Source organism: Flavobacterium sp. 2 (assembly GCF_049949195.1).
Taxonomy (GTDB): Bacteria; Bacteroidota; Bacteroidia; order Flavobacteriales; family Flavobacteriaceae; genus Flavobacterium.
This window is the reverse complement of record NZ_CP188206.1, coordinates 2,001,857-2,023,355: the sequence shown is the minus strand read 5'-3', so window position 1 is coordinate 2,023,355 and position 21,499 is coordinate 2,001,857. Positions and strand designations below refer to the sequence as shown.

The 21,499-nt window shown below is 33.4% G+C and carries 21 protein-coding genes; 15 read left to right on the top strand and 6 right to left on the bottom strand.

The window, feature by feature from the left end:
• Positions 1-5: 5 nt before the first annotated feature.
• The gene (locus ACNFIH_RS08655) at positions 6-515 is read right to left on the bottom strand and encodes a hypothetical protein (protein WP_426486304.1); all 510 of its coding nucleotides are present in this window, start codon (positions 513-515) and stop codon (positions 6-8) included.
• 307 nt (positions 516-822) lie between these two features.
• On the opposite strand from ACNFIH_RS08655, the gene ACNFIH_RS08650 reads away from it, so the two are divergent.
• The 4 genes from ACNFIH_RS08650 (at position 823) to dnaG (ending at position 5,459) form a co-directional block, all read left to right on the top strand.
• Positions 823-1,383 carry an RNA polymerase sigma factor gene (locus tag ACNFIH_RS08650; RefSeq protein ID WP_426486303.1) on the top strand — a complete coding sequence of 187 codons (561 nt, stop codon included), beginning with the start codon at positions 823-825 and terminating at the stop codon, positions 1,381-1,383.
• Positions 1,370-2,080 carry a hypothetical protein gene (locus ACNFIH_RS08645; RefSeq protein WP_426486302.1) on the top strand — a complete coding sequence of 237 codons (711 nt, stop codon included), beginning with the start codon at positions 1,370-1,372 and terminating at the stop codon, positions 2,078-2,080. The genes ACNFIH_RS08650 and ACNFIH_RS08645 overlap by 14 nt, the downstream gene beginning before the upstream one ends.
• Before the next feature lie 130 nt (positions 2,081-2,210).
• The gene (locus tag ACNFIH_RS08640) at positions 2,211-3,260 is read left to right on the top strand and encodes a hypothetical protein (protein WP_426486301.1); all 1,050 of its coding nucleotides are present in this window, start codon (positions 2,211-2,213) and stop codon (positions 3,258-3,260) included.
• Positions 3,261-3,389: 129 nt separating this feature from the next.
• Entirely contained in the window at positions 3,390-5,459 is a 2,070-nt protein-coding gene (dnaG, locus tag ACNFIH_RS08635) for a DNA primase (RefSeq protein ID WP_426486300.1), read from the top strand.
• A gap of 84 nt (positions 5,460-5,543) precedes the next feature.
• Here dnaG and ACNFIH_RS08630 read toward each other — a convergent pair whose 3' ends face one another.
• Together ACNFIH_RS08630 and nadE are read right to left on the bottom strand one after the other, a co-directional pair.
• Positions 5,544-6,173: a response regulator transcription factor gene (locus ACNFIH_RS08630; protein ID WP_026730588.1), complete on the bottom strand. Its 630-nt coding sequence runs from the start codon at positions 6,171-6,173 to the stop codon at positions 5,544-5,546.
• Between the two features lie 94 nt (positions 6,174-6,267).
• Positions 6,268-7,074 (bottom strand): NAD(+) synthase, encoded by an 807-nt coding sequence (gene nadE, locus ACNFIH_RS08625; RefSeq protein ID WP_426486299.1) that lies wholly within the window; start codon positions 7,072-7,074, stop codon positions 6,268-6,270.
• A 99-nt stretch (positions 7,075-7,173) separates the two neighbouring features.
• Between nadE and gldB the strand changes: the two genes are divergently transcribed.
• Together gldB and gldC are read left to right on the top strand one after the other, a co-directional pair.
• Positions 7,174-8,130: a gliding motility lipoprotein GldB gene (gldB, locus tag ACNFIH_RS08620; RefSeq protein WP_426486298.1), complete on the top strand. Its 957-nt coding sequence runs from the start codon at positions 7,174-7,176 to the stop codon at positions 8,128-8,130.
• Positions 8,130-8,465 carry a gliding motility protein GldC gene (gene gldC, locus ACNFIH_RS08615; protein ID WP_035651749.1) on the top strand — a complete coding sequence of 112 codons (336 nt, stop codon included), beginning with the start codon at positions 8,130-8,132 and terminating at the stop codon, positions 8,463-8,465. Before gldB ends, gldC begins: the two co-directional genes overlap by 1 nt.
• Before the next feature lie 77 nt (positions 8,466-8,542).
• Here gldC and ACNFIH_RS08610 read toward each other — a convergent pair whose 3' ends face one another.
• The 3 genes from ACNFIH_RS08610 to ACNFIH_RS08600 all read right to left on the bottom strand — a co-directional run bounded on the left by ACNFIH_RS08610 (position 8,543) and on the right by ACNFIH_RS08600 (position 10,728).
• Positions 8,543-9,175: a hypothetical protein gene (locus tag ACNFIH_RS08610; RefSeq protein ID WP_426486297.1), complete on the bottom strand. Its 633-nt coding sequence runs from the start codon at positions 9,173-9,175 to the stop codon at positions 8,543-8,545.
• Between the two features lie 123 nt (positions 9,176-9,298).
• Entirely contained in the window at positions 9,299-9,919 is a 621-nt protein-coding gene (gene yihA / locus ACNFIH_RS08605) for a ribosome biogenesis GTP-binding protein YihA/YsxC (RefSeq protein ID WP_035651752.1), read from the bottom strand.
• A 44-nt stretch (positions 9,920-9,963) separates the two neighbouring features.
• Positions 9,964-10,728 carry an alpha/beta fold hydrolase gene (locus tag ACNFIH_RS08600; protein WP_035651753.1) on the bottom strand — a complete coding sequence of 255 codons (765 nt, stop codon included), beginning with the start codon at positions 10,726-10,728 and terminating at the stop codon, positions 9,964-9,966.
• A gap of 377 nt (positions 10,729-11,105) precedes the next feature.
• Between ACNFIH_RS08600 and ACNFIH_RS08595 the strand changes: the two genes are divergently transcribed.
• The 9 genes from ACNFIH_RS08595 to murG all read left to right on the top strand — a co-directional run bounded on the left by ACNFIH_RS08595 (position 11,106) and on the right by murG (position 21,448).
• Positions 11,106-11,579 (top strand): division/cell wall cluster transcriptional repressor MraZ, encoded by a 474-nt coding sequence (locus ACNFIH_RS08595; RefSeq protein ID WP_026730580.1) that lies wholly within the window; start codon positions 11,106-11,108, stop codon positions 11,577-11,579.
• On the top strand, positions 11,554-12,462 hold the full coding sequence (gene rsmH / locus ACNFIH_RS08590; RefSeq protein ID WP_426486296.1) for a 16S rRNA (cytosine(1402)-N(4))-methyltransferase RsmH: 909 nt from the start codon (positions 11,554-11,556) through the stop codon (positions 12,460-12,462). The genes ACNFIH_RS08595 and rsmH overlap by 26 nt, the downstream gene beginning before the upstream one ends.
• 13 nt (positions 12,463-12,475) lie before the next feature.
• Positions 12,476-12,823 (top strand): FtsL-like putative cell division protein, encoded by a 348-nt coding sequence (locus ACNFIH_RS08585; RefSeq protein ID WP_035651754.1) that lies wholly within the window; start codon positions 12,476-12,478, stop codon positions 12,821-12,823.
• Complete coding sequence (locus tag ACNFIH_RS08580; RefSeq protein WP_426486295.1) at positions 12,814-14,823, top strand: penicillin-binding protein; 2,010 nt, start codon at positions 12,814-12,816, stop codon at positions 14,821-14,823. The genes ACNFIH_RS08585 and ACNFIH_RS08580 overlap by 10 nt, the downstream gene beginning before the upstream one ends.
• A complete protein-coding gene (locus tag ACNFIH_RS08575; RefSeq protein WP_426486294.1) occupies positions 14,820-16,283 on the top strand; it encodes a UDP-N-acetylmuramoyl-L-alanyl-D-glutamate--2,6-diaminopimelate ligase in 1,464 nt (487 codons plus the stop codon). The genes ACNFIH_RS08580 and ACNFIH_RS08575 overlap by 4 nt, the downstream gene beginning before the upstream one ends.
• A gap of 79 nt (positions 16,284-16,362) precedes the next feature.
• Positions 16,363-17,595: a phospho-N-acetylmuramoyl-pentapeptide-transferase gene (gene mraY / locus ACNFIH_RS08570; RefSeq protein ID WP_426486293.1), complete on the top strand. Its 1,233-nt coding sequence runs from the start codon at positions 16,363-16,365 to the stop codon at positions 17,593-17,595.
• Positions 17,596-18,927, top strand: a complete 1,332-nt coding sequence (gene murD, locus ACNFIH_RS08565) for a UDP-N-acetylmuramoyl-L-alanine--D-glutamate ligase (protein WP_035651762.1) — start codon at positions 17,596-17,598, stop codon at positions 18,925-18,927.
• A gap of 76 nt (positions 18,928-19,003) precedes the next feature.
• Entirely contained in the window at positions 19,004-20,314 is a 1,311-nt protein-coding gene (locus ACNFIH_RS08560; protein WP_035651763.1) for an FtsW/RodA/SpoVE family cell cycle protein, read from the top strand.
• A 45-nt stretch (positions 20,315-20,359) separates the two neighbouring features.
• On the top strand, positions 20,360-21,448 hold the full coding sequence (gene murG / locus ACNFIH_RS08555) for an undecaprenyldiphospho-muramoylpentapeptide beta-N-acetylglucosaminyltransferase (RefSeq protein ID WP_426486292.1): 1,089 nt from the start codon (positions 20,360-20,362) through the stop codon (positions 21,446-21,448).
• The last annotated feature ends 51 nt before the right edge of the window (positions 21,449-21,499 follow it).

Genomic DNA, 21,499 nt, shown 5'->3' with positions numbered 1-21,499 from the left:
AAATTTTATTCTGCTGGTTCTGCTATTTCAGGTTCTGGTTTTTTCTTGAATTCATCAATAAGTCCTAAAAGCAACAATAAAGCAAATACTCCCCATCCAATTGCCCAATATAAACTGCTATTTGAGGTGTTTTTTTCTTTTTCTAAGTCTAATTTGGCTTGTGGATCCTGCAAGTTGAAGTTTGGATCATCTTTTAAATAGTAAATTTTTAAAGTATTTGATTTTGGCAAATCAGTACTAAAAGTATGTTCTCCTTCATATTTATTTCCATCAACTTCAAAATGATACCTGAATTCATAAGTTTTAATTGGCACATGGGCAATTTTGACTGTAACCTCTTTGTATTCAGGATACAATTCAGCTTCCGCAGTAGATTTGTCAAAAATCATTTTTTCATAGTTGGAAATAGCTTTGTTATCGCCGCCTTTAATGTATTCAGATGTACATTGCTTGCAACACGCAATTGCCACGATAAGGATTACAATTCCTCCAATTTTGTCTTTTAAACTCGCCATTTTAATTAGATTTAGGTTGTTTTTTGGTAAATTTTCGAACGTAAATATAATAGATTTAATACGTAAATGGGTATTAATTTAAATAATTGTTGAAATAACGCTTTTAAGCTGAGACCATGCATGTTTACACATATTCAGAAGAATTTTATTTAAGTTTACATGGAATAAAATTTAAAGATTCGCCGCAATTTTTGGAATTTGAAATTTAAATTTTGATTTTTTTTTTACCCTCATGCAACCATTTTAAATCGACAATCGTCTATGCTAATAGAAGTCTGTTTCTAAAACCAAAACCGAAAGCTTATTAATGAAAATTATTCCGTTACATCAAGAAGAAACGAAAATCATAAAGCTGGCTGTCGAAAACAATCGTCAGGCGCAGCAACAGATTTATGGTAAATATTCTTCGAAAATGTTAAGCGTCTGCCGACAATATATAAAGGACATTCAATTGGCAGAAGATGTAATGATAACGGCTTTTATGAAAGTGTTTACGAATTTGAAAAACTTTGAACACAAAGGAAGTTTTGAAGGCTGGATCCGCCGAATAATGGTTAACGAATGCATTTCTTATTTAAGAGTTCAGAAAAAAGTAAAATTTGCCGAAGATAAATTTTTTGTGGAGGAAAGTTTCAACGAAATCGACAGCCAGTTTACTGTAGAACAGATTCAGTTTTTAATCGATGCCTTGCCTGATGGCTATAAAATGGTTTTCAATTTATATGCAATCGAAGGTTATAAACACAATGAAATTGCCAAGATGTTAGGAATTAATGAAGGAACATCAAAATCGCAATTATCGCACGCTAGAAAAATGCTGCAAACACAAATTACTATTTTAAAAAAACAAGATAATGGAACCGAATAATTTTGAAAAGGATTTCCGTGAAAAACTAAACAAACGTGAAATTGAACCAAGCAACAAAGCATGGGACAGATTAGACGCGATGTTGAGTGTTGCTGAAGAAAAGAAACCTAAAAAAAGCAAAAAATGGCTTTATATCGCAGCGAGTGTTGTGGGATTTTTATTGGTTGGAACTTTCTTTTTTAATCAAAAAGAAAATGCAGTTGAAACTCCAAAAAATACTGTCGTTGCAAAAGAAGCTGCAAAAGATTCAGTTGAAAAGCCAATTTTAAACGACATCGATTCTTCTAAAATAGAAATTGCAGTTTCGGAAAAACCTTCAGAAGAAATCTTAAATAAGGAAGAAAAAAACAGTAATCAAAAAACAAATAAAATCAATAAAAATGAATCAAATCAAATAGCGGAGTATTCAATCATCATCAAAAAAAATCAAGAAAAACAATCAATTAATAATCAAACAATAATTGCTGAAAGCCCTAAAAAAGAAAACGTAGATCAATTACTGGATTCGGCCGAAAAAACAATTGTTGCGGAAAATTCGGCTAAGCCAAAAGCAAAAATTAAAGTTAATGCCAATGATTTGCTGAATCAAGTCGACGGCGAATTAGAACAATCGTTTCGAGAAAAAGTAATTACAAAAGTCAATAAAAACTATCAGACTGTAAAAGTGGCTTTGGCAAACAGAAATCAGCAGGAGTAACGAACTGAGGGGAAAGAAACAAGAAACAAGAAACAAGAGGCAAGAAGCAAGAAGCAAGAATTTACAATTTACCATTAACAATTCACAATTAAATAATCATCATCAATCACAATCAATTAAAAAATCAATCATGAAAAATTTTACCATTCATCTCGTAATTTTAATTTTCTTATTTGTAAGCAAGGTTATGGGGCAAGAGACTTTTGAATCGAAAGCTAAGAAAATTGCCAATAAAATCGAGAAAGTTACCAAAGAAGAAAAAGAAACTTTAAAACAGGAAGTTGAAGCTGTAAACGTTCAATTGTCTGAAGGAAAAATAACTCAGGAACAAGCCGATAAACGCAAAAAAGAATTGGCAGAAGCTAGAGCGGTAATTATCGAAGAAAAAGTGACTTTGGCACAAAATGAACTGAACGATCTTGTACAGCAAAAAGTAGACGGAAAACTGAAAGAACAGGATTCGACAAAAAAAGGCAAAATCGTTATTTATTGGGATAAAAATGACTGGAATAATAATAAACGTAAAGATTCTATTCGAGGCGAAAGAAGAACCACATCTCAATTTGTTTTTGCACTTGGCTTAAATAATACGATGATTGATGGTAAATATCAGGATTCTAATTACAGTTTTATAGGTTCACATTTTTACGAATGGGGTTTTACGTATAATTCAAGATTAATGAAAAACGATAATTTGCTGCACGCTAAATACGGACTTTCATTGATGTACAATAATATTCGTCCGACAGACAATCGCTATTTTGTAGTAAATGGCAATCAGACAAATCTTGAAACGAATGCCGTAAATTTGACTGAATCACGTTTTAGAAATGTGTATTTAGTGCTTCCTGCGCATTTAGAATTTGATTTTACAAGACCGACAGTAAAAGATGGAAAAACGTATTTTAAAACCCATAAAAGCTTCCGTTTTGGAGTTGGAGGTTACGCCGGAATTAATGTAAAATCAAAACAGATTTTAAAATTTGAAGAAGACGATTTAAAATATAAAAGCACCATAAAAGGAGAATACAATGTAAATAATTTCATTTACGGCGTGAGTTCTTACATTGGTTACAGAGAATTAAGCTTATATGTAAAATACGATTTGAATTCGTTGTTTCAGGACAATTTAGTTAAGGAAAACAATATTTCGATGGGACTTCGATTTGATTTTAATTAAGTTTAGAGTTTAAGTTTAGTTAGTAGAAAAAGTGCTTCGCGAGAGGCACTTTTTTTAGTTTTAAAATAAATTTCAGGATGGATTTATGTACTTTTACAGGCTTTCAACTTTAAAAAATAAATTTACGTTTTGATTTCACAAAATACAATTGACACTGTTTTTGAAACTGCTCGAGTAGAGGAGGTTATTGGCGATTTCGTAAATTTGAAGCGTGCAGGAAGTAACTTTAAAGGTTTGAGTCCGTTCTCAGATGAGCGCTCTCCTTCGTTCATGGTTTCGCCCGCAAAAGGAATCTGGAAAGATTTCAGTACAGGAAAAGGCGGGAATTCTGTTAAATTCCTTATGGAACATTCGCAGTTTACTTATCCGGAAGCCATTCGGTATTTAGCCAAAAAATACAATATCGAAATTGAAGAAACCGAGCAATCTGAAGCCGAAAAAGCAAATACTGATATTCGTGAAAGTATGTATTTGGTTTCTGAATTTGCAGCCAAATATTTTCAGGACATTTTATTAAATTCTGAAGAAGGAAAAGCAATTGGTTTATCTTATTTTAAAGAAAGAGGATTTACAACTGAAACCATTAAAAAATTTAATTTAGGATATTCTCCTGAAACCTGGGATGCTTTGACCAAAGAAGCATTAGGGAAAGGATATAAATTAGAATTTTTAGAAAGTACAGGTTTAACAATTCCAAGAGAAGATCGACCGTTTGACCGATTTAAAGGTCGTGTAATGTTTCCAATTCAAAGTATGTCCGGCCGAGTTTTAGGTTTTGGTGGACGTATTTTGACGAATGATAAAAAAGCGGCAAAATATTTGAATTCGCCAGAAAGTGATATTTACCATAAAAGTAAAGTGCTTTACGGAATTTATCATGCTAAACAATCTATAGCTAAACAAAATAATTGCTATTTGGTTGAAGGTTATACCGATGTTATTCAGTTTAGTCAAGCCGGAATTGAAAATGTTGTGGCTTCATCTGGAACCGCTTTAACGCCAGATCAGATTCGCTTGATTAATCGTTTGACGAGAAATATTACTGTACTTTTTGATGGTGATGCTGCCGGATTGCGTGCATCTATTCGAGGAATCGATTTGATTCTTGAAGAAGGAATGAACGTAAGAGTTTGTTCTTTTCCTGATGGAGAAGATCCAGACAGTTTTGCCCGAAAAAATTCGCATGATGAATTAGTCGCTTATTTAGAAAACAACAGTAAAGACTTTATACAGTTTAAGGCTTCGATTTTAATGAACGAAGCTAAAAATGATCCAATAAAAAAAGCCGATTTAATTCGGGATATGGTTGTCAGTATTTCGAAAATTCCAGATCGTATTCAACGTGAAGTATATGTTCAGGAATGTGCCCGAATTATGGATATTTCGGAGCAGGTTTTGGTAAGTACTTTGGCACAGTTAATTCAAAAAGATATTGCCGAAGCTAACAAAAAACAAAAACAGGAACAAAAACCTTTTGAAGTTCATAGAAATCAGCCTCCACAGGCAGGTACATTCTCAGGAGGAGATCCAGAAGATCCTAGAACTGGACCGCCAGAAGGTTATGATTATCCAGGAGATCAGGGTTATTCAGCGGTACAGGAACAAAAAGTAGATATTTTATATGAATTCGAAAGAAAAGTTATTGAAATTCTTCTTTTGTATGGAAGTGTTGTTGAAAATTTCGAAGATGTTTTCCTAAAAGCCGATGAAGAAGGAAATATAAAAGAAGTTTCTGAAAAAAGAGAATATAAAGTATTCGAAAAAATATATTTAAGTCTGCAGGAAGATGAGATAGAGTTATCAAATTCATTGTTTCAAAATATCTTCAGTGGTTTAATTGATTTTTATAACCAAAACGAAACATTCAGTTTAGATAAATATTTGATGCATTTACCTCCAGAATTTGCGCAGGAAGTGACAAATATTTTGATGGAAGATGAAAAAGTAGTTATTCACGATTGGGAAGGACAGAATATTTTTCCGAAACATAAAAACGTAACCATCGAACAAAATGTTTCAGATACAATATTTTCACTGCGTTGGTATTTGGTTTCAAAAATTATTCATGATTTGAAGAATTCATTGATGACAGATCCGCAGGAAGATAATTCAGAAGTTTTGTCAATGGTGGTGGATTATTCTAAACTGCTCAATAATTTTTCGAAGAAACTCGGTAGGGTAGTAGTTCCTTATCACTAAAAATTCAAAAAGCTCTATATCGATAAACAATATAGAGCTTTTTTTTATGACTGATGGTTTTGCCGAAGCAAATCAACCATTAATTTAAATAATTTCTAAAGTCTTAGCTTTGTTTACTAAGTCAACTAAATTAGTTACGTTTAATTTAGTCAATAATCTTAATTTGTAAGTACTGATCGTTTTTTCGTTCAGATTTAAGATTTTAGAAATTTCATTGTTTTTCTTTCCGTCACTTAAGTAACGTAAAACTTCAATCTCGCGATTAGAAAGTTTTCTGTACAAACGTTCGCTCTTGCTTTGTTTAGCAATAAGGGCCATGTTTTTGCGAACTGTTTCATTGATAATAATTTTTCCTTCATGTACTTTAATAATAGAAAGACCTAATGTTTCAAGTTTTTCTGTTTTGTGTACATACCCTGAAACTCCTGCTTTAATTGCGTTTGGAGCATACATTTGTTCAGCGAGGTCACTAAAAATTACAATTTTTGTTTTTGGGAAGTTTTTCAGGATCGATTTAACTTCAAAGATGCTTGAAAGACCTTCTAACTCTAGATCTAGAATTAGGATGTCGATCTCCTTCGTCTGAAGAATGTCTCTAACCATTGAAAAATTGCCTACGTTGGCAACAATTGAAATTTGATCGTGGTCTTTGAAATAAGACTTAACGCCAAAGTGCGTCACAGGATGATTGTCTGCTAGACATACTTTAATCATAATTTTTACCTTTTTAGAATTGTTATCATGTTTTTGGAACGGTAAAATTAATAAATAAATTCTGTAGTTTATAGCTGACAAATGTTAAAAAGTTTTATTTTAACGTTTTTGGTATTAAACATACCGGAATTGCATCCATTTTGTGCTTGTTGCTGGTGTTTAATCGTTTATAAATTTCGAAGACAGATTTTTCTCTCCCGTCAAAGTCAACTGCCGTTTTTCCTGACTCCGCGGCTAACATTGCCCATTCAAGTTCATCGTAACTTGCACCTAATTGATCTTCATCGGTACGATTATCACCAAATAATCCATCTGTTGGAGCTGCTGTTAAAATTGATTGCGGAATTGCTAAAAATTCTCCTAAAGCATAAACATCTGATTTCATTAAATCAGCAATCGGACTCAAATCGACACCTCCGTCTCCATATTTTGTATAAAATCCTACTCCAAAATCTTCTACTTTGTTTCCTGTTCCGGCAACAAGAAGACCATGAATTCCTGCTAAATAATATAAAGAAGTCATTCGAATACGAGCGCGTGTATTAGCTAAAGAAAGATTAACCTTTGCTTCGTCATCAGTTTTTGGAACCGATGTCTTAAAAGCTTCAAAAGTGGCCGTTAAATCGGTTTCTACGCTTGAAACATTAGGGAAACGTTTTTTTAATTGCTCAATATGTTCTCTTCCTCTTGAAACTTGACTTTCGGCTTGATGAATTGGCATTTCAACACATAAAACTTGTAAACCGGTCTGAGCACATAAAGTTGAGGTGACAGCAGAATCAACTCCGCCAGAAATTCCAATTACAAAACCATTTACTTTTGCGCGTTCAGCATAATTTTTTAGCCACTCTACAATGTGGATATTTACTTTTTCTGTTTGAATAGTACTTTTTTTAGCCATAATAGTTCAAGTTTTAAGATACAGGGATGTATATTTGCACAAATATTTTTAAGTATGGATTTATTTAAATTTATGCAACACAAATCTAATTAAAATAAAATGAAGTTATATCGCTTTACGTTGCTTCTATGCGTGTTTTTTTTGTCCTGTGAGCAAAAAAGCAAAGTCGAAAAAGAAGTTGAGGAAATTCCGGTTGACATTAAAGTAGAACGTTTTGATAAGGCGTTTTTTGAAGCTAAACCAGAAGATCTTGGGAAATTAAAAAAGCAATATCCGTATTTTTTTCCTGCAGGAAATAATGATGCTGTCTGGCTTCAAAAAATGCAGGAACCAATTTGGCGAGAAGTGTACAGCGAAGTGCAGAAGAAATATTCCAATTTTGAGCCAGTACGTCAGGAATTCAATTCGCTTTTTCAACATGTAAAATATTATTTTCCTAAAACCAAAACGCCAAAGGTAATTACTGTAATTGGAGAAATGGATTATACGGCCAAAGCAATTTATGCTGACAGTTTGGTTATTGTCGCTCTGGAACTATATTTAGGAAAAGAACATAAGTTTTATGAATTCCCGAATTATCTAAAACAGAATTTTGAAGAAAAACAAATCATGCCAGATGTAGTATCGAGTTTTACATATCGAAATACTCCTGCTTTTCCGGATAGAAATTTAGTTTCTCAAATGATTTTTGAAGGAAAACAGTTGTATGCAAAAGATTTGCTTTTACCTGAATACACTGATGCGGATAAAATTGGATATACGCCAGAACAAATAAAATGGTGCGAAGAAAACGAAGCTTATATGTGGCGTTATTTTATGGAAAAAGAAATGCTATACAGTGACGATCCAAAACTTACTACCCGATTTATTGCTCCAGCTCCGTTTTCTAAATTTTATTTAGAAATCGACAATGATTCGCCAGGAAGAGTGGGCGCATGGATTGGATGGCAGATTGTGCGTTCGTATATGAAAAATAACAACGTAACTTTGCCGGAATTATTAAAAGTTAATTCGAAAGAAATTTTCGAGAAGTCAAAATATAAACCTAAGAAATAATGTCAAATACAATAAATTCAGAAATTAAATTCAATATAGAATTAGACGAAAACCGCGTTCCGGAAAAATTAACTTGGAGTGCGCAGGACGGTGGTGTGCAGGCTGAAGAAGCAAAAGCAATTATGTTGTCTATCTGGGACAGCAAAGCAAAAGAAACTATGCGTATTGATCTTTGGACAAAAGAGATGCCGGTTGATGAAATGAAAATCTTTTTTCACCAGACATTAGTTGCAATGGCAGATACTTTCAAACGTGCGACTGACGACGAAAAGATGTCGGATACAATGAAAGATTTTTGTGATTACTTTGCAGAAAAATTGGAACTTACTAAGTAATTAGAATTCAAAAATAAAATCCCAAATTCCAAATTTTGTAATTGGAATTTGGGATTTTTTTATTGCGTATTTGGAACTTATTTGATTGATTTTTTATCGATGTCTTTTAAAATTTTTTTCAAAGCTTTTGTCATCAATTGGTTGGAGTTTTTGTAAAATGCGATATTGTCTATAAGCTTATCTGATTTTTCAGTTTGCCACACTGACTCCGAAGCTTCTTTTCTTGTGATGCCCACTACATTTTGGGAATAAATTATTTGTTGCAGATTTAAATCGTAAATTTCTACAATTACCGAAGCTTCATTTTTTCCTGTTTCACTATCGCTCTGATATAGTTCGATTGTAGCGAAGTCGCTTTTATTCTTTTTTGTGGAAATATTGATAAAAAAGTCAAATCCTGTACCTTCTTTAAGTTCTTTTAGTTTTGTTTTATTGGGATTCAAAGGGATTTTTCGAGGAAGAAGTAATCCATTTACATCGTGAATGTATGATATGCGTTCTCCAAGGTTTTTTCTAAAGAATTTCATGGATTCAGCTGTCAAGTGGTCTTTGGAATTTTTAGGTGCGTCTATTTCGTTTAAAAGCCATTTTCCAGAAGTAAAATCGACCCCGGTTTGTTTAGGTGTTAAAAAAAGAAATGCTGGCGTACTACAAGAGGAAAAAAGGAGGAAAAGTAAAATTATGCTACAAATAAGTTTGTTTTCTTTCATGAATGATAAGTTAATTCGTTCAAAAGTAGGAAAAGAAATTCCAATAAAAAAATCCCAAATTCCAAACTTTTAAAATTGAAATTTGGGATTTTTTTGTTGATTATTTTCTCTTTCTATTGGAGTTTAAAACCCTGAGTTGTTTTTAAAAACTTCCTGATTTACTTCGTCTATATAAGTCAAAAGCTCTTCTTTTCCAATTGATTCTGTCGATGAGGTAACGAAATAATGAGGCATTTCGGCCCAATTGTTAGCGTACATTTGTTTTTTGTACGCAGCAATATGTGAGTCAATTTTTACTCTGCTGATTTTATCGGCTTTGGTGAAAATAATGCAAAACGGAATTTCGCTTTCCCCCATATACGACATAAATTCAATGTCAATATTTTGAGCTTCATGACGAATGTCAATCAAAACAAAAGCGCATACAAGCTGTTCTCTGTTTTCAAAATAATCCGTAATAAATTGCTGGAAAACAGATTTGGTTTTTTTAGAAACTTTAGCATAACCATAACCTGGCAAATCGACTAAAAACCAATTGTTGTTGATTTTAAAGTGATTTATTAATTGTGTTTTTCCAGGTCTTCCTGATGTTTTTGCTAAATTTTTATGATTAGTAATCATGTTGATCAATGAGGATTTACCCACGTTTGATCGGCCGATAAATGCGTATTCCGGTAAAAATTCAGCCGGGCATTTAGAGGCGTCAGAATTGCTGACAATAAATTCGGCAGAAGTAATTTTCATGTTTTTTTGTTTTTAGACTTTCTTTAAAAATTGAAAGTCAAATGCTAAAATTTCTGCTCAGTAAGCCATTTTTCAAGAATCTCGTTGAATTCATCAGGATGTTCCATCATAGCGGCGTGTCCACATTTGTCAATCCAATACAAAGTTGAATTAGGCAATAATTTATCAAATTCTTCAGCAACATTTGGAGGTGTTACAGAATCGTTTTTACCCCAAATAATACAGGTTTCCACTGTCATTTTTGGCAAATCTTTAGCCATATTATGACGAATTGCACTTTTGGCAATCGTTAAAGTTTTAATGAGCTTAATACGGTCATTTGCAGTTGCGTAAACTTCATCAATAAGTTCAGGAGTTGCAATTTTTGGGTCATAAAATACATCTTCAGCTTTCTTTTTGATGTATTCATAATCACCTCTTCTTGGATAACTGTCGCCCATTGCACTTTCGTAAAGACCAGAGCTTCCGGTTATTACAAGTCCGGCAACTTTTTCAGGATAAAGCTTTGTGTGGTATAAAGCGATATGTCCTCCAAGAGAATTTCCAAGAAGAATAACCTTGTCAAAACCTTTAAAAGTAATAAAGTCTTTTACGTATTTGGCAAAACTTTTCACATTAGTTTTTAGAATGCTTTGCGTGTAGATTGGCAAATCCGGGATAACAACTTTATATCCTTTTGATGGGAAATATTGTGCTACACCATCAAAATTACTAAGGCCTCCCATTAACCCATGCAAAATTACGATAGGAGTTCCTTCTCCAGCTTCAAAATAGCTGTATTTGCCTTCTTTTTTGTAGTGTTTGTCCATTTAATCTTATGCCAATTTCAATTTGGACAAATATAGGGTTAAATAAATAAAAATGAATTTTTGCTGATGATTTTTAACTAGATAATTTTTGTAGAATATCTAAGTGCTTAGAAATCAGAATTTATGGTGTTTTTAGCTAAAAGCTTGAAATGTTAAGAAATCAAGAGAAAAAGCATTTTTTTAAGAAAATTAGTGCTTATTTTTTTTGAATGATTAGCGTTATTAAGAAAACGCTAATAATAAGTTAACGTATTGATTGTCTATTGTTTAATGAAGGTGGTAGAAAAGTGGTTAAACTTATTAACAAAGTGGTATATTGTGGTAAAATGTGGTATTTTTTTTTATATTTTTGTCCTATAACATCTTAATTGATTTTTTTGAACACAATTGTTGGAACATATGAGTGTAAAGTTGATGCTAAAGGAAGGCTAATGATGCCTGCACCTTTGAAAAAGCAATTGGCTTCTTCGCTTCAGGACGGTTTCGTTTTGAAACGTTCCGTTTTTCAGCCGTGTTTAGAATTGTACCCAATGGAAGAATGGAATTTGATGATGCAAAAAATCAACAAGCTTAATCGCTTTGTGAAAAAAAACAATGATTTCATTCGAAGATTTACTGCTGGTGTTAAAATGGTAGAGATTGATGCATTAGGGAGATTGCTAGTGCCGAAAGATTTGGTTGCTTTTTCAAGTATTTCTAAAGATGTTGTTTTTTCTTCTGCGGTTAATATTGTGGAAATTTGGGATAAAGATTTATACGAAAAATCAATAAGCGGCGAAGATATGGATTTTGCTGATTTAGCCGAGGAGGTAATGGGAAATATTAATGACGACGACAATGGAATATCATAATCCGGTTTTGCTTCATCCAACAGTTGATGGTTTAAATATTAAACCTGATGGTGTATATGTGGATGTAACCTTTGGAGGCGGCGGCCATTCAAAAGAAATTTTGAGACGCTTAGGACCAAATGGAAAATTGTTTGCTTTTGATCAAGACGAAGATGCACTTGCAAATGCACTGCCAGATGAAAGGTTTACCTTAATTAATGAGAATTTCAGATTTATAAAAAGGTTCTTGCGTTTTCATGGTGTAAGAGGAGTTGATGGAATCTTGGCAGATTTAGGAGTTTCATCACATCAGTTTGATGTTCCTGAAAGAGGTTTTTCTACAAGATTTGATGCCGATCTAGATATGCGGATGAGTCAAAAAAATGATTTGAGTGCTTATCGGGTGGTTAACGAATATGAAGAACAGGATTTACGTCGTGTTTTTTTTGATTATGGGGAGTTGAAAAACGCACCAGCCTTAGCCAGAACAATTGTTGAAGCGAGAAGAGATTATCCAATCAAAACAACAGATGAGCTAAAGGAAGTTTTGAAGAAATATTTACCTGAGAAAGTTCGAAATAAAGTATTGGCTCAGATTTATCAGGCAATTCGAATTGAAGTAAATCAGGAAATGGATGTTTTAAAAGAGTTTATTGAGCAATCATTGGAGATTTTGAATCCGGGCGGAAGATTTTCTGTAATCTCTTATCATTCTTTAGAAGACAGACTGGTAAAAAGATTCATCAAAAATGGAATGTTTGAAGGAGAGCCAGAGCGTGATTTTTATGGAAACTTTTCAGTTCCGTTTAAAACTATCGGAAAATTGATTGTTCCTGACGATGCTGAAATCAAAATCAATAACAGAGCAAGAAGTGCAAAATTAAGGATTGCTGAAAAGATATAATATATAGGTAGAAATGAAAAGTGGAGTATTTGGCATATTAAAAGCAAGATTTCTAATCAATGATGACGCAATTAAAAACTGGCGTTTCATTGTTTTTATCATTTTGCTTGCCATTTTGATGATTGCAAATACACAGCGATACGAACAAAAGGTTTTTGAAATTGCAAAACTGAATAATGAAGTAAAAGAATTACGTTCAGAATTTGTGGACCGACGTTCAGAATTAATGAAATTAAAAATGGAATCAACGATTTCGGATAAAATGCTTGAAAAACAGATTTTTCCATCAACGGTTCCTCCAATAAAAATAGAAGTTAAAAAAGAAGAAGAAAAAAGTTTCTTTAAAAGAATATGGCAGTAGACGATAAACATATATCCTACAGAATTTACCTCGTAGCAGTTTTCATCTTTGTGATGGCAATTGCTATTGTCGTTAAATTAACCAATATTCAATGGGTTGACGGAGATCATTACAGACAATTAGCAAAACAGCGCACAGTTAGAAATTTTATCATTCCGGCTAACAAAGGAAATATTTATTCGGCTGATGGAAGTTTACTGGCAACATCAATCCCAAATTATGAAATTCGATTTGATGCAAAAGCACCAAAAACTGAAACTTTTGAAAAGCATGTAAAAGCTTTATCAGATTCGTTAGCTACAGTTTTGGATAGGCCAGCAGGTTACTATGAACAGGAATTAAGAAGAGCGAGAGCAAATAAAAATCGCTATTATTTGATTGCTAGAAAGTTGAGTTATACTGAATATGTAAAAATTAAAGGTTTTCCGTTATTCAATTTAGGCGCTTTTAAAGGTGGGATTATAGTTGAACAAGAAACAGTTAGAAAACATCCAATTGGACAAATTGCTGAAAGAACTATTGGTTACGACCGAATTGATCCTGCTACCGGAATTGAAGTTGGAAAAGGAATCGAATGGGCTTTTAAAAGTTATTTGAACGGAAAAGATGGAAAAATCTTAAAGCAAAAAATTGCAAAAGGGCAATGGAAACCAATTCGTGATGTAAATGAAGTAGATCCGATTGATGGTTATGATGTGATTTCAACAATAGACGTATTTATTCAGGATATTGCACATCACGCTTTATTGAAACAACTTCAGGATTACGAAGCGGATCACGGTTGTGTTGTTGTAATGGAAACAGAAACGGGACATGTAAAAGCAATTTCGAATCTAGGAAGAGGTGAAGACGGATCGTATACTGAAACGACAAATTATGCTGTAGCAGAGTCTCACGAACCAGGATCAACTTTTAAATTGGTTGATTTAATGGCAATTTTAGAAGATAAAGTAGCTGATACAAGTACGGTTTATGACAGTCACAATGGTATTGTAAAATATTATGGAAGATCTGTACGCGATTCACATAATGGTGGTTACGGAAAAGTTTCTTTAGCTCGCGGCTTTGAACTTTCGTCAAACACGGTAATGGTTCAGGCGGTTTATGATAATTATAAAAGCAATCCATCAAAATTTGTAGATCATATCAGAAATTTTGGTTTGGATAAACCGTTAGGATTGCATTTTAAAGGAGAAGGTAGACCAATTATTCCACATCCGGGAGGTAAAAGCTGGTCGGGAATTTCGCTTCCATGGATGGCTTTTGGATATTCAGTTTCAGTTACACCAATGCAAACATTGGCATTTTATAATTCAGTTGCGAATAATGGTGTAATGGTAAGACCGCAATTTGTATCCGAAATTAAAGAATGGAACAAAACAATTAAGAAATTCGATGTAGAAGTAATTAATCCAAAGGTTTGTTCACAGGAAACAATTAAAAAATTAAAAGCTGTTTTACAGAACGTGGTCAAAAAAGGAACAGGTTCTAAATTGTATTCGAAAGATTTTTCGATGGCTGGAAAAACAGGAACGGCTCAGATGAATTATGGAGGAAAAGAAGGAAAATCGGCATTGTATTATGCGTCTTCTTTTGTGGGATATTTTCCAGCAGATCATCCAAAATATTCTTGTATTGTAGTGGTTCATAAACCAAATACAGCTAAAAATAATTATTATGGAGCTGACGTTGCCGGACCGGTTTTTAAAAGAATCGCTCAAAAAATATTTACAGATGCGCCTTCAACAAATAAAATAAAACAGCTGGATTCTAAAATTCCAAAACAAGAAATCAGTTACGCAAAATTTGAGAAGGAATCAAATACAAAAACAAATGTAATTCCAAATTTAAAAGGAATGCCGGGAATGGATGCAATTGCTTTATTGGAAAATTTAGGTTTGAAAGTTAAAGTAAATGGAGTTGGAAAAGTAAAGAATCAATCGATTCAGGCTGGTCAAAATATTAGTAAAAACGCAATTATAGTATTAGAATTATCGTGAAAATACTTAAAGACATATTATACAAAGTAGCTATCGAATCAGTAACAGGTTCGACAGAAATTGGTATTCAAAAAATTGAATTTGATTCACGTAAAGTTGAAGCAGATGATGTTTTTGTGGCCATTCGCGGTTCACTTTCTGATGGGCACGATTATATTGAAAAAGCAATTCAGCTAGGAGCAACAGCTATTATTTGCGATACGCTTCCTCAAAATATTGAAAAAGGAATTTCATATATACAGGTAAAAGATACCAATACAGCTTTGGCTTTCATGGCAGCTAATTATTTTGGAGATCCATCTGAAAAACTAAAATTAGTTGGCGTAACCGGAACAAACGGGAAAACAACGATTGCATCATTGTTGTTTCAGTTGTTTAAAAAAGCAGGTTTTAAAGTTGGATTGTTATCAACTGTAAAAATTATGGTTGATGAAACTGAATATCCTGCAACGCACACAACACCTGATTCTATTACGATTAATCATTTTTTAAATGAAATGATCGAAGCTGGCGTGACACATTGTTTTATGGAAGTAAGTTCACACGGAATTCATCAAAAACGTACGGAAGCATTGCATTTTGTAGGCGGAATTTTTACGAACCTTTCTCATGATCATTTGGATTATCATCCAACTTTTGCAGAATACAGAGATGTAAAAAAATCGTTTTTTGATTCATTACCAAAAACAGCTTTCGCTTTATCAAATATTGATGATAAAAACGGAACTGTAATGCTACAAAACACAGTAGCTAGAAAGTTTACATATGCATTAAAATCATATGCAGATTTTAAAGCAACAATTTTAGAGAGCCAATTATCTGGTTTACTGTTAAAAGTAAACGATAATGAAGTTTGGGTAAAGCTAATCGGAACTTTTAATGCATATAATGTATTAGCGATTTACGGAACGGCAATCGAACTAGGAATGGATAGTCTTGAAGCGTTGCGCTTACTGTCTGATTTAGAAAGTGTTTCGGGACGTTTTCAATATATTGTTTCGGCAGGAAATATAACAGCAGTTGTTGATTACGCTCATACGCCAGATGCATTGGAGAATGTATTAAAAACGATTAATGACATTCGTACCAAAAATGAACAATTGATTACAGTTGTTGGTTGCGGCGGAAACAGAGATAAAACAAAAAGACCAATTATGGCAAAAATTGCTTCGGATTTAAGTGACAAAGCAATTTTAACTTCTGACAATCCAAGAAACGAAGATCCTGAAGTGATTTTAGACGAAATGGAAAAAGGAGTTGAACCTCATAATTACAAAAGAATATTAAGAATTACGGACAGAAAACAGGCTATAAAAACAGCTTGTCAATTGGCTCAGCCAAATGATATTATTCTTATTGCAGGGAAGGGACATGAGACGTATCAAGAAATAAATGGTGTTCGCCATCATTTTGATGATATGGAAACTGTAAAAGAAATCTTGGAGCAACTAAACAAATAATAATAAATTTTTAAGTTCAAATACCACTACATAATTGGAATTTGGATTTTCAAAATTAGAATTTAAAAAATAGAAAAATATGTTATACTATTTATTTGAATATTTTGACAAAACATTAGATATACCTGGAACAGGAGTTTTTCAGTATATCACTTTTAGATCGGCTTTGGCTTTAATGCTTTCGTTGCTTTTATCCACGATTTACGGAAAACGTATTATCAACTTTTTGCGTAATCAGCAAGTTGGTGAAACAGTTCGTGAGCTAGGTCTTCAAGGGCAAAATGAAAAAGCGGGAACACCTACAATGGGAGGTCTGATTATCATTTTTGCAACTCTTGTGCCTGTTTTGTTATTCGCTCGTTTGCATAATATTTATATCGTATTGCTTATTGTGACTACACTTTGGATGGGAACAATTGGTTTTATTGATGATTATATCAAAATATTCAAAAAAGATAAAGAAGGTCTTAAAGGAATTTTCAAAGTAATTGGTCAAGTTGGTTTGGGAGTAATCGTAGGTGCAGTTCTTTATTTTAATCCAGCAGTTACAGTTCGTACAGATACAGGAAGAACAGATGTTTTTAAAGCATCGCAAAATACAACCATTGTTTTGCCGGCTCCTGTTGAAGAAAAATCAACTGCTACTACAATTCCTTTTGTAAAAAACAACGAATTTGATTATGCTGAATTATTAGCTTGGACAGGCGATGGATATGAAAAATGGGCTTGGTTGATTTTTATTCCGGTTGTGATTTTTATTATCACAGCGGTTTCTAACGGAGCAAATTTAACTGATGGAATTGATGGTCTAGCCGCCGGAACTTCCGCAGTTTCAGTACTCGCACTCGGGATATTTACATTCGTTTCGGGAAATATCATTTTCTCTAATTATCTGAATATAATGTACATTCCTAATTCGGGGGAAATGACAGTTTTTATATCTGCATTTGTTGGTGCTTTGATCGGATTTCTTTGGTACAATTCTTATCCGGCATCTGTTTTTATGGGAGATACAGGAAGTTTAACTATTGGTGGAATTATTGCTGTTTTGGCAATTGCCGTTCGTAAAGAATTATTGATTCCGTTATTATGTGGAATCTTTTTAGTGGAGAATTTTTCAGTGGTTTTACAGGTGAGTTATTTCAAATTTACTAAAAAACGTTACGGCGAAGGACGAAGAATTTTCCTGATGTCGCCACTGCATCATCACTATCAGAAAAAAGGATATCACGAAAGTAAAATTGTGACTCGTTTCTGGATTGTTGCAATTATGTTAGCCATTTTATCAATCGTTACTTTAAAGTTAAGATAGATGAGGCTGGTAGTTTTAGGAGGAGGAGAGAGCGGTGTAGGTACTGCTATCCTTGGAAAGAAAAAAGGATACGATGTTTTTGTGTCTGATTTCGGAAAGATAAAAGAAAGCTATAAAGAAGTTCTTATAATTAATAAAATAGCCTGGGAAGAAGAACAGCACACAGAAGATTTAATTCTGAATGCCGATGTGGTAATGAAAAGCCCGGGAATTCCTGAGAAATCACCAATCGTGAAAAAGCTGATTGCGGCTGGAGTAAAAGTGATTTCGGAGATTGAATTTGCAAAGCCTTTTACAGAAGCCCTTACAATTGGAATCACAGGAAGTAATGGTAAGACAACCACAACAATGTTGACGTATCATTTGTTAAAATCAGCTGGATTGAATGTTGGTTTAGGAGGTAATATAGGAAAGAGTTTTGCCTGGCAGGTAGCCGAAAATAAATTTGATGCATACGTCCTAGAATTAAGCAGTTTTCAGTTAGACGGAATAATAGATTACCGACCTGATATCGCGATAATAACGAATATTAGTCCGGATCATTTAGATCGATATGAATATAAATATGAAAATTATATCAATTCGAAATTTCGAATAACGATGAACCAAACCGAAAGTGATTATCTCATTTATGATGCAGACGATGAGGCAAGCGCAGAATGGTTAAAAAATAACAAAACAAAAGCAAAATTAATTCCTTTTTCATTGACCAAATCATTTGACGAAGGGGCTTCTATAAATAACAACAAAATGGAAATAAAGATCAACCAAGAAGAGTTTACAATGGACACGGAACACATTGCGTTAGAAGGAAAACATAATATGAAAAATGCAATGGCAGCAAGCTCTGTAGCAAAATTGATGCAAATTAGAAATGCAACAATTCGCGAAAGTTTATCTAATTTTCAAGGTGTTGAACATCGTTTAGAAAAAGTACTAAAAATTCAGAATGTACAGTATATCAACGATTCAAAAGCAACAAATGTGAACGCAACTTTCTTTGCTTTAGATAGTATGAATGTTCCAACGGTTTGGATCGTTGGAGGTGTTGATAAAGGAAATGATTACAACGAATTAATGTCATTGGTACGCGAAAAAGTAAAAGCAATTATCTGTTTAGGAATCGATAATCGTAAAATTATTGATGCTTTTGGAAATGTTGTTGACATTATGGTTGAAGTGAACAATATGAATGATGCAGTTAAAACTGCTCAAAGATTAACAGAAAAAGGTGATGCTGTTTTGTTGTCGCCAGCTTGCGCAAGTTTCGATTTATTCGAAAATTACGAAGACAGAGGAAAGCAATTCAAACAAGCGGTTCACAATCTGTAAAATGGTTTTAAGTTTCAAGTTTCACGTTAGGAGAAATTTGAAACTTGAAACAATGAAAACCTGAAACAAAATTAAAATGAAAGAACTGGTAAATAAACTAAAAGGAGATAGGGTAATATGGTCATTCGTGGCTTTATTAGCACTGTTTTCGTTTATGCCTGTTTTTAGTGCTAGTAGTAATTTAGCGTATATTGGTCATGGAACTGGGAATACTTTGGGGTATTTGGTGAAACATTTGGCTCACATTTGTATTGGATTCCTAATTATTTATTGGGTGCATAAAGTGCCATATCATTATTTCAGAGCGATTTCAAAAATTGCTTTACCAATAGTTTGGTTCTTATTGCTTTATACATTATTGAAAGGAACTGTTATTGCAGGAGCAAACGCGAGTCGTTGGATTCAGGTGCCGTTTATCGGAATTACATTTCAGACTTCGACTTTGGCTTCTATCGTTCTGTTTATTTTTGTAGCGCGATATTTGTCAAAAAAGAAAGAAGAAAATGAGCCTTTCCAAGTGTCGTTTATACAACTTTGGATTCCGGTGTTTATTACGTTGGCATTAATTTTGCCTGCGAATTTCTCGACCACAGCATTGATTTTTGCGATGGTTTTAATGCTAACGTTCATTGGAAAATATCCATTAAAACATATTGGGATTATTATCGGTTCTGGGATTGCCATGCTGATGTTCTTTCTTTTGGTAGCAAAAGCTTTTCCGGATTCAAGATTTTTCAGCAGGGTTTCAACCTGGGAAAGTCGTATTATGAATTTTACAACAGATAAACCTGATGAAGATGATTATCAGATTGAAAAAGCTAAAATAGCAATTGCGTCTGGAAAATTAGGCGGTTTAGGCCCGGGGAAAAGCGTTCAGAAAAACTTTTTGCCACAATCTTCTTCCGATTTTATTTATGCCATTATTGTTGAAGAATATGGATTAGTGGGAGGAGTTGCAATATTGATTTTGTATTTATTGCTTTTGTTTCGATTTGTTATAGCATCGCACAAAGCAAATACATTATTTGGAAAATTAGTCGTCGTCGGACTTGGATTTCCAATGATATTTCAGGCGATGATCAATATGGCAGTTGCGGTTGAATTGTTGCCGGTTACAGGACAAACATTGCCACTGATAAGTTCAGGAGGAAGTTCGATCTGGATGACCTGTTTAGGCCTCGGAATTATCATCAGCGTTACAAAAAAGGAAGAAGAAATTGCTGAAGAAAAAATAGAGAAAGAACGACGAAAAGAAGCGCTGCAAAGATTAATTGACAAAGAATTAGCAGAAGAGGATTTGCCTGCTGATGAAGTATATGAAGAAGAGGCAATGTATTCAATCGAAGATAATTCAAGAAATCCGATGAATGCAGTTTTAAATAGATAAAATTAAAATATAAAGATTTTTTAAAAAGTTGTAATTTTTAGAAAGATGACAAAGTATAAATTCATACTTAGCGGAGGAGGAACAGGAGGACACATTTATCCTGCAATTGCGATTGCAAATGAATTAAAATTACAATTTCCTGATGCAGAATTTCTTTTTGTAGGTGCCAAAGATAAAATGGAAATGCAGAAAGTGCCTCAGGCTGGTTACGAAATAAAAGGGCTTTGGATAGCGGGTCTGCAAAGAAAATTGACCTTGCAAAATATGATGTTTCCTTTGAAATTGGCTTCGAGTTTATTAGAGTCAAGAAGAATCATTAAAAAGTTTAAGCCAAATGTAGTAATTGGAACAGGAGGTTTTGCGAGTGGACCGTTATTGCAAGCGGCAGGCGGAGCAGGAATTCCAACTGTTATTCAGGAACAGAATTCTTTTCCAGGTATAACAAATAAATTATTAAGCAAAAAAGCAAATGCAATTTGTGTTGCTTATCAAAATTTAGAACGTTTTTTTCCAAAAGAAAAAATTGTGTTGACAGGAAATCCGGTTCGTCAGGATTTGATTGATATTGAAAGCAAACGCGACGAAGCAATTGCGTTTTATGGTTTAGATCCGAATAAAAAAACATTATTGGTTTTAGGCGGAAGTTTAGGCGCCAGAAGAATCAATCAGTTAATTGAAAAAGAATTACAAAATTTTCTTTCGCAGGACGTTCAGGTAATCTGGCAATGCGGAAAATTATATTTTGAAGATTATAAAAAATACAATCAGCCAAATGTAAAAGTGGTTGATTTTATTGAAAGAATGGATTTTGTTTACGCAGCGGCCGATGTGATTATTTCACGAGCTGGAGCATCATCGGTTTCAGAATTATGTATTGTTGGGAAACCAGTAATTTTTATTCCGTCACCAAATGTTGCTGAAGATCATCAAACTAAAAATGCACAGGCAATTGTTGATTCTAAAGGTGCTATTTTATTGAAAGAATCAGAATTGGATAATGAATTCAGTATTGTTTTTGAAGCGCTTCTGAAAGATGAAGGAAAACAAAAACAATTAAGTTCGAACATAAAAAAACTGGCAATGCCAAAAGCTACACAAGATATTGTAGCGGAGATTGTGAAGTTAATTAAATAAGAAAAATATAAAAGCTGAAGATATAGAGTTAAACGACTTTAAAAACTTTCG

Excerpts from the sequence above, each read along its gene's own strand:
- ACNFIH_RS08640 (WP_426486301.1), top strand. The coding sequence starts at position 2,211 with ATGAAAAATTTTACCATTCATCTCGTAATTTTAATTTTCTTATTTGTA.
- rsmH (WP_426486296.1), top strand. The coding sequence starts at position 11,554 with ATGACGACGACAATGGAATATCATAATCCGGTTTTGCTTCATCCAACA.
- yihA (WP_035651752.1), bottom strand. The coding sequence starts at position 9,919 with ATGAAAATTACTTCTGCCGAATTTATTGTCAGCAATTCTGACGCCTCT.
- ACNFIH_RS08600 (WP_035651753.1), bottom strand. The coding sequence starts at position 10,728 with ATGGACAAACACTACAAAAAAGAAGGCAAATACAGCTATTTTGAAGCT.
- gldB (WP_426486298.1), top strand. The coding sequence starts at position 7,174 with ATGAAGTTATATCGCTTTACGTTGCTTCTATGCGTGTTTTTTTTGTCC.
- ACNFIH_RS08560 (WP_035651763.1), top strand. The coding sequence starts at position 19,004 with ATGAAAGAACTGGTAAATAAACTAAAAGGAGATAGGGTAATATGGTCA.
- ACNFIH_RS08645 (WP_426486302.1), top strand. The coding sequence starts at position 1,370 with ATGGAACCGAATAATTTTGAAAAGGATTTCCGTGAAAAACTAAACAAA.
- ACNFIH_RS08580 (WP_426486295.1), top strand. The coding sequence starts at position 12,814 with ATGGCAGTAGACGATAAACATATATCCTACAGAATTTACCTCGTAGCA.
- ACNFIH_RS08610 (WP_426486297.1), bottom strand. The coding sequence starts at position 9,175 with ATGAAAGAAAACAAACTTATTTGTAGCATAATTTTACTTTTCCTCCTT.
- ACNFIH_RS08655 (WP_426486304.1), bottom strand. The coding sequence starts at position 515 with ATGGCGAGTTTAAAAGACAAAATTGGAGGAATTGTAATCCTTATCGTG.
- gldC (WP_035651749.1), top strand. The coding sequence starts at position 8,130 with ATGTCAAATACAATAAATTCAGAAATTAAATTCAATATAGAATTAGAC.
- nadE (WP_426486299.1), bottom strand. The coding sequence starts at position 7,074 with ATGGCTAAAAAAAGTACTATTCAAACAGAAAAAGTAAATATCCACATT.
- murG (WP_426486292.1), top strand. The coding sequence starts at position 20,360 with ATGACAAAGTATAAATTCATACTTAGCGGAGGAGGAACAGGAGGACAC.
- ACNFIH_RS08650 (WP_426486303.1), top strand. The coding sequence starts at position 823 with ATGAAAATTATTCCGTTACATCAAGAAGAAACGAAAATCATAAAGCTG.
- ACNFIH_RS08585 (WP_035651754.1), top strand. The coding sequence starts at position 12,476 with ATGAAAAGTGGAGTATTTGGCATATTAAAAGCAAGATTTCTAATCAAT.
- murD (WP_035651762.1), top strand. The coding sequence starts at position 17,596 with ATGAGGCTGGTAGTTTTAGGAGGAGGAGAGAGCGGTGTAGGTACTGCT.
- mraY (WP_426486293.1), top strand. The coding sequence starts at position 16,363 with ATGTTATACTATTTATTTGAATATTTTGACAAAACATTAGATATACCT.
- ACNFIH_RS08630 (WP_026730588.1), bottom strand. The coding sequence starts at position 6,173 with ATGATTAAAGTATGTCTAGCAGACAATCATCCTGTGACGCACTTTGGC.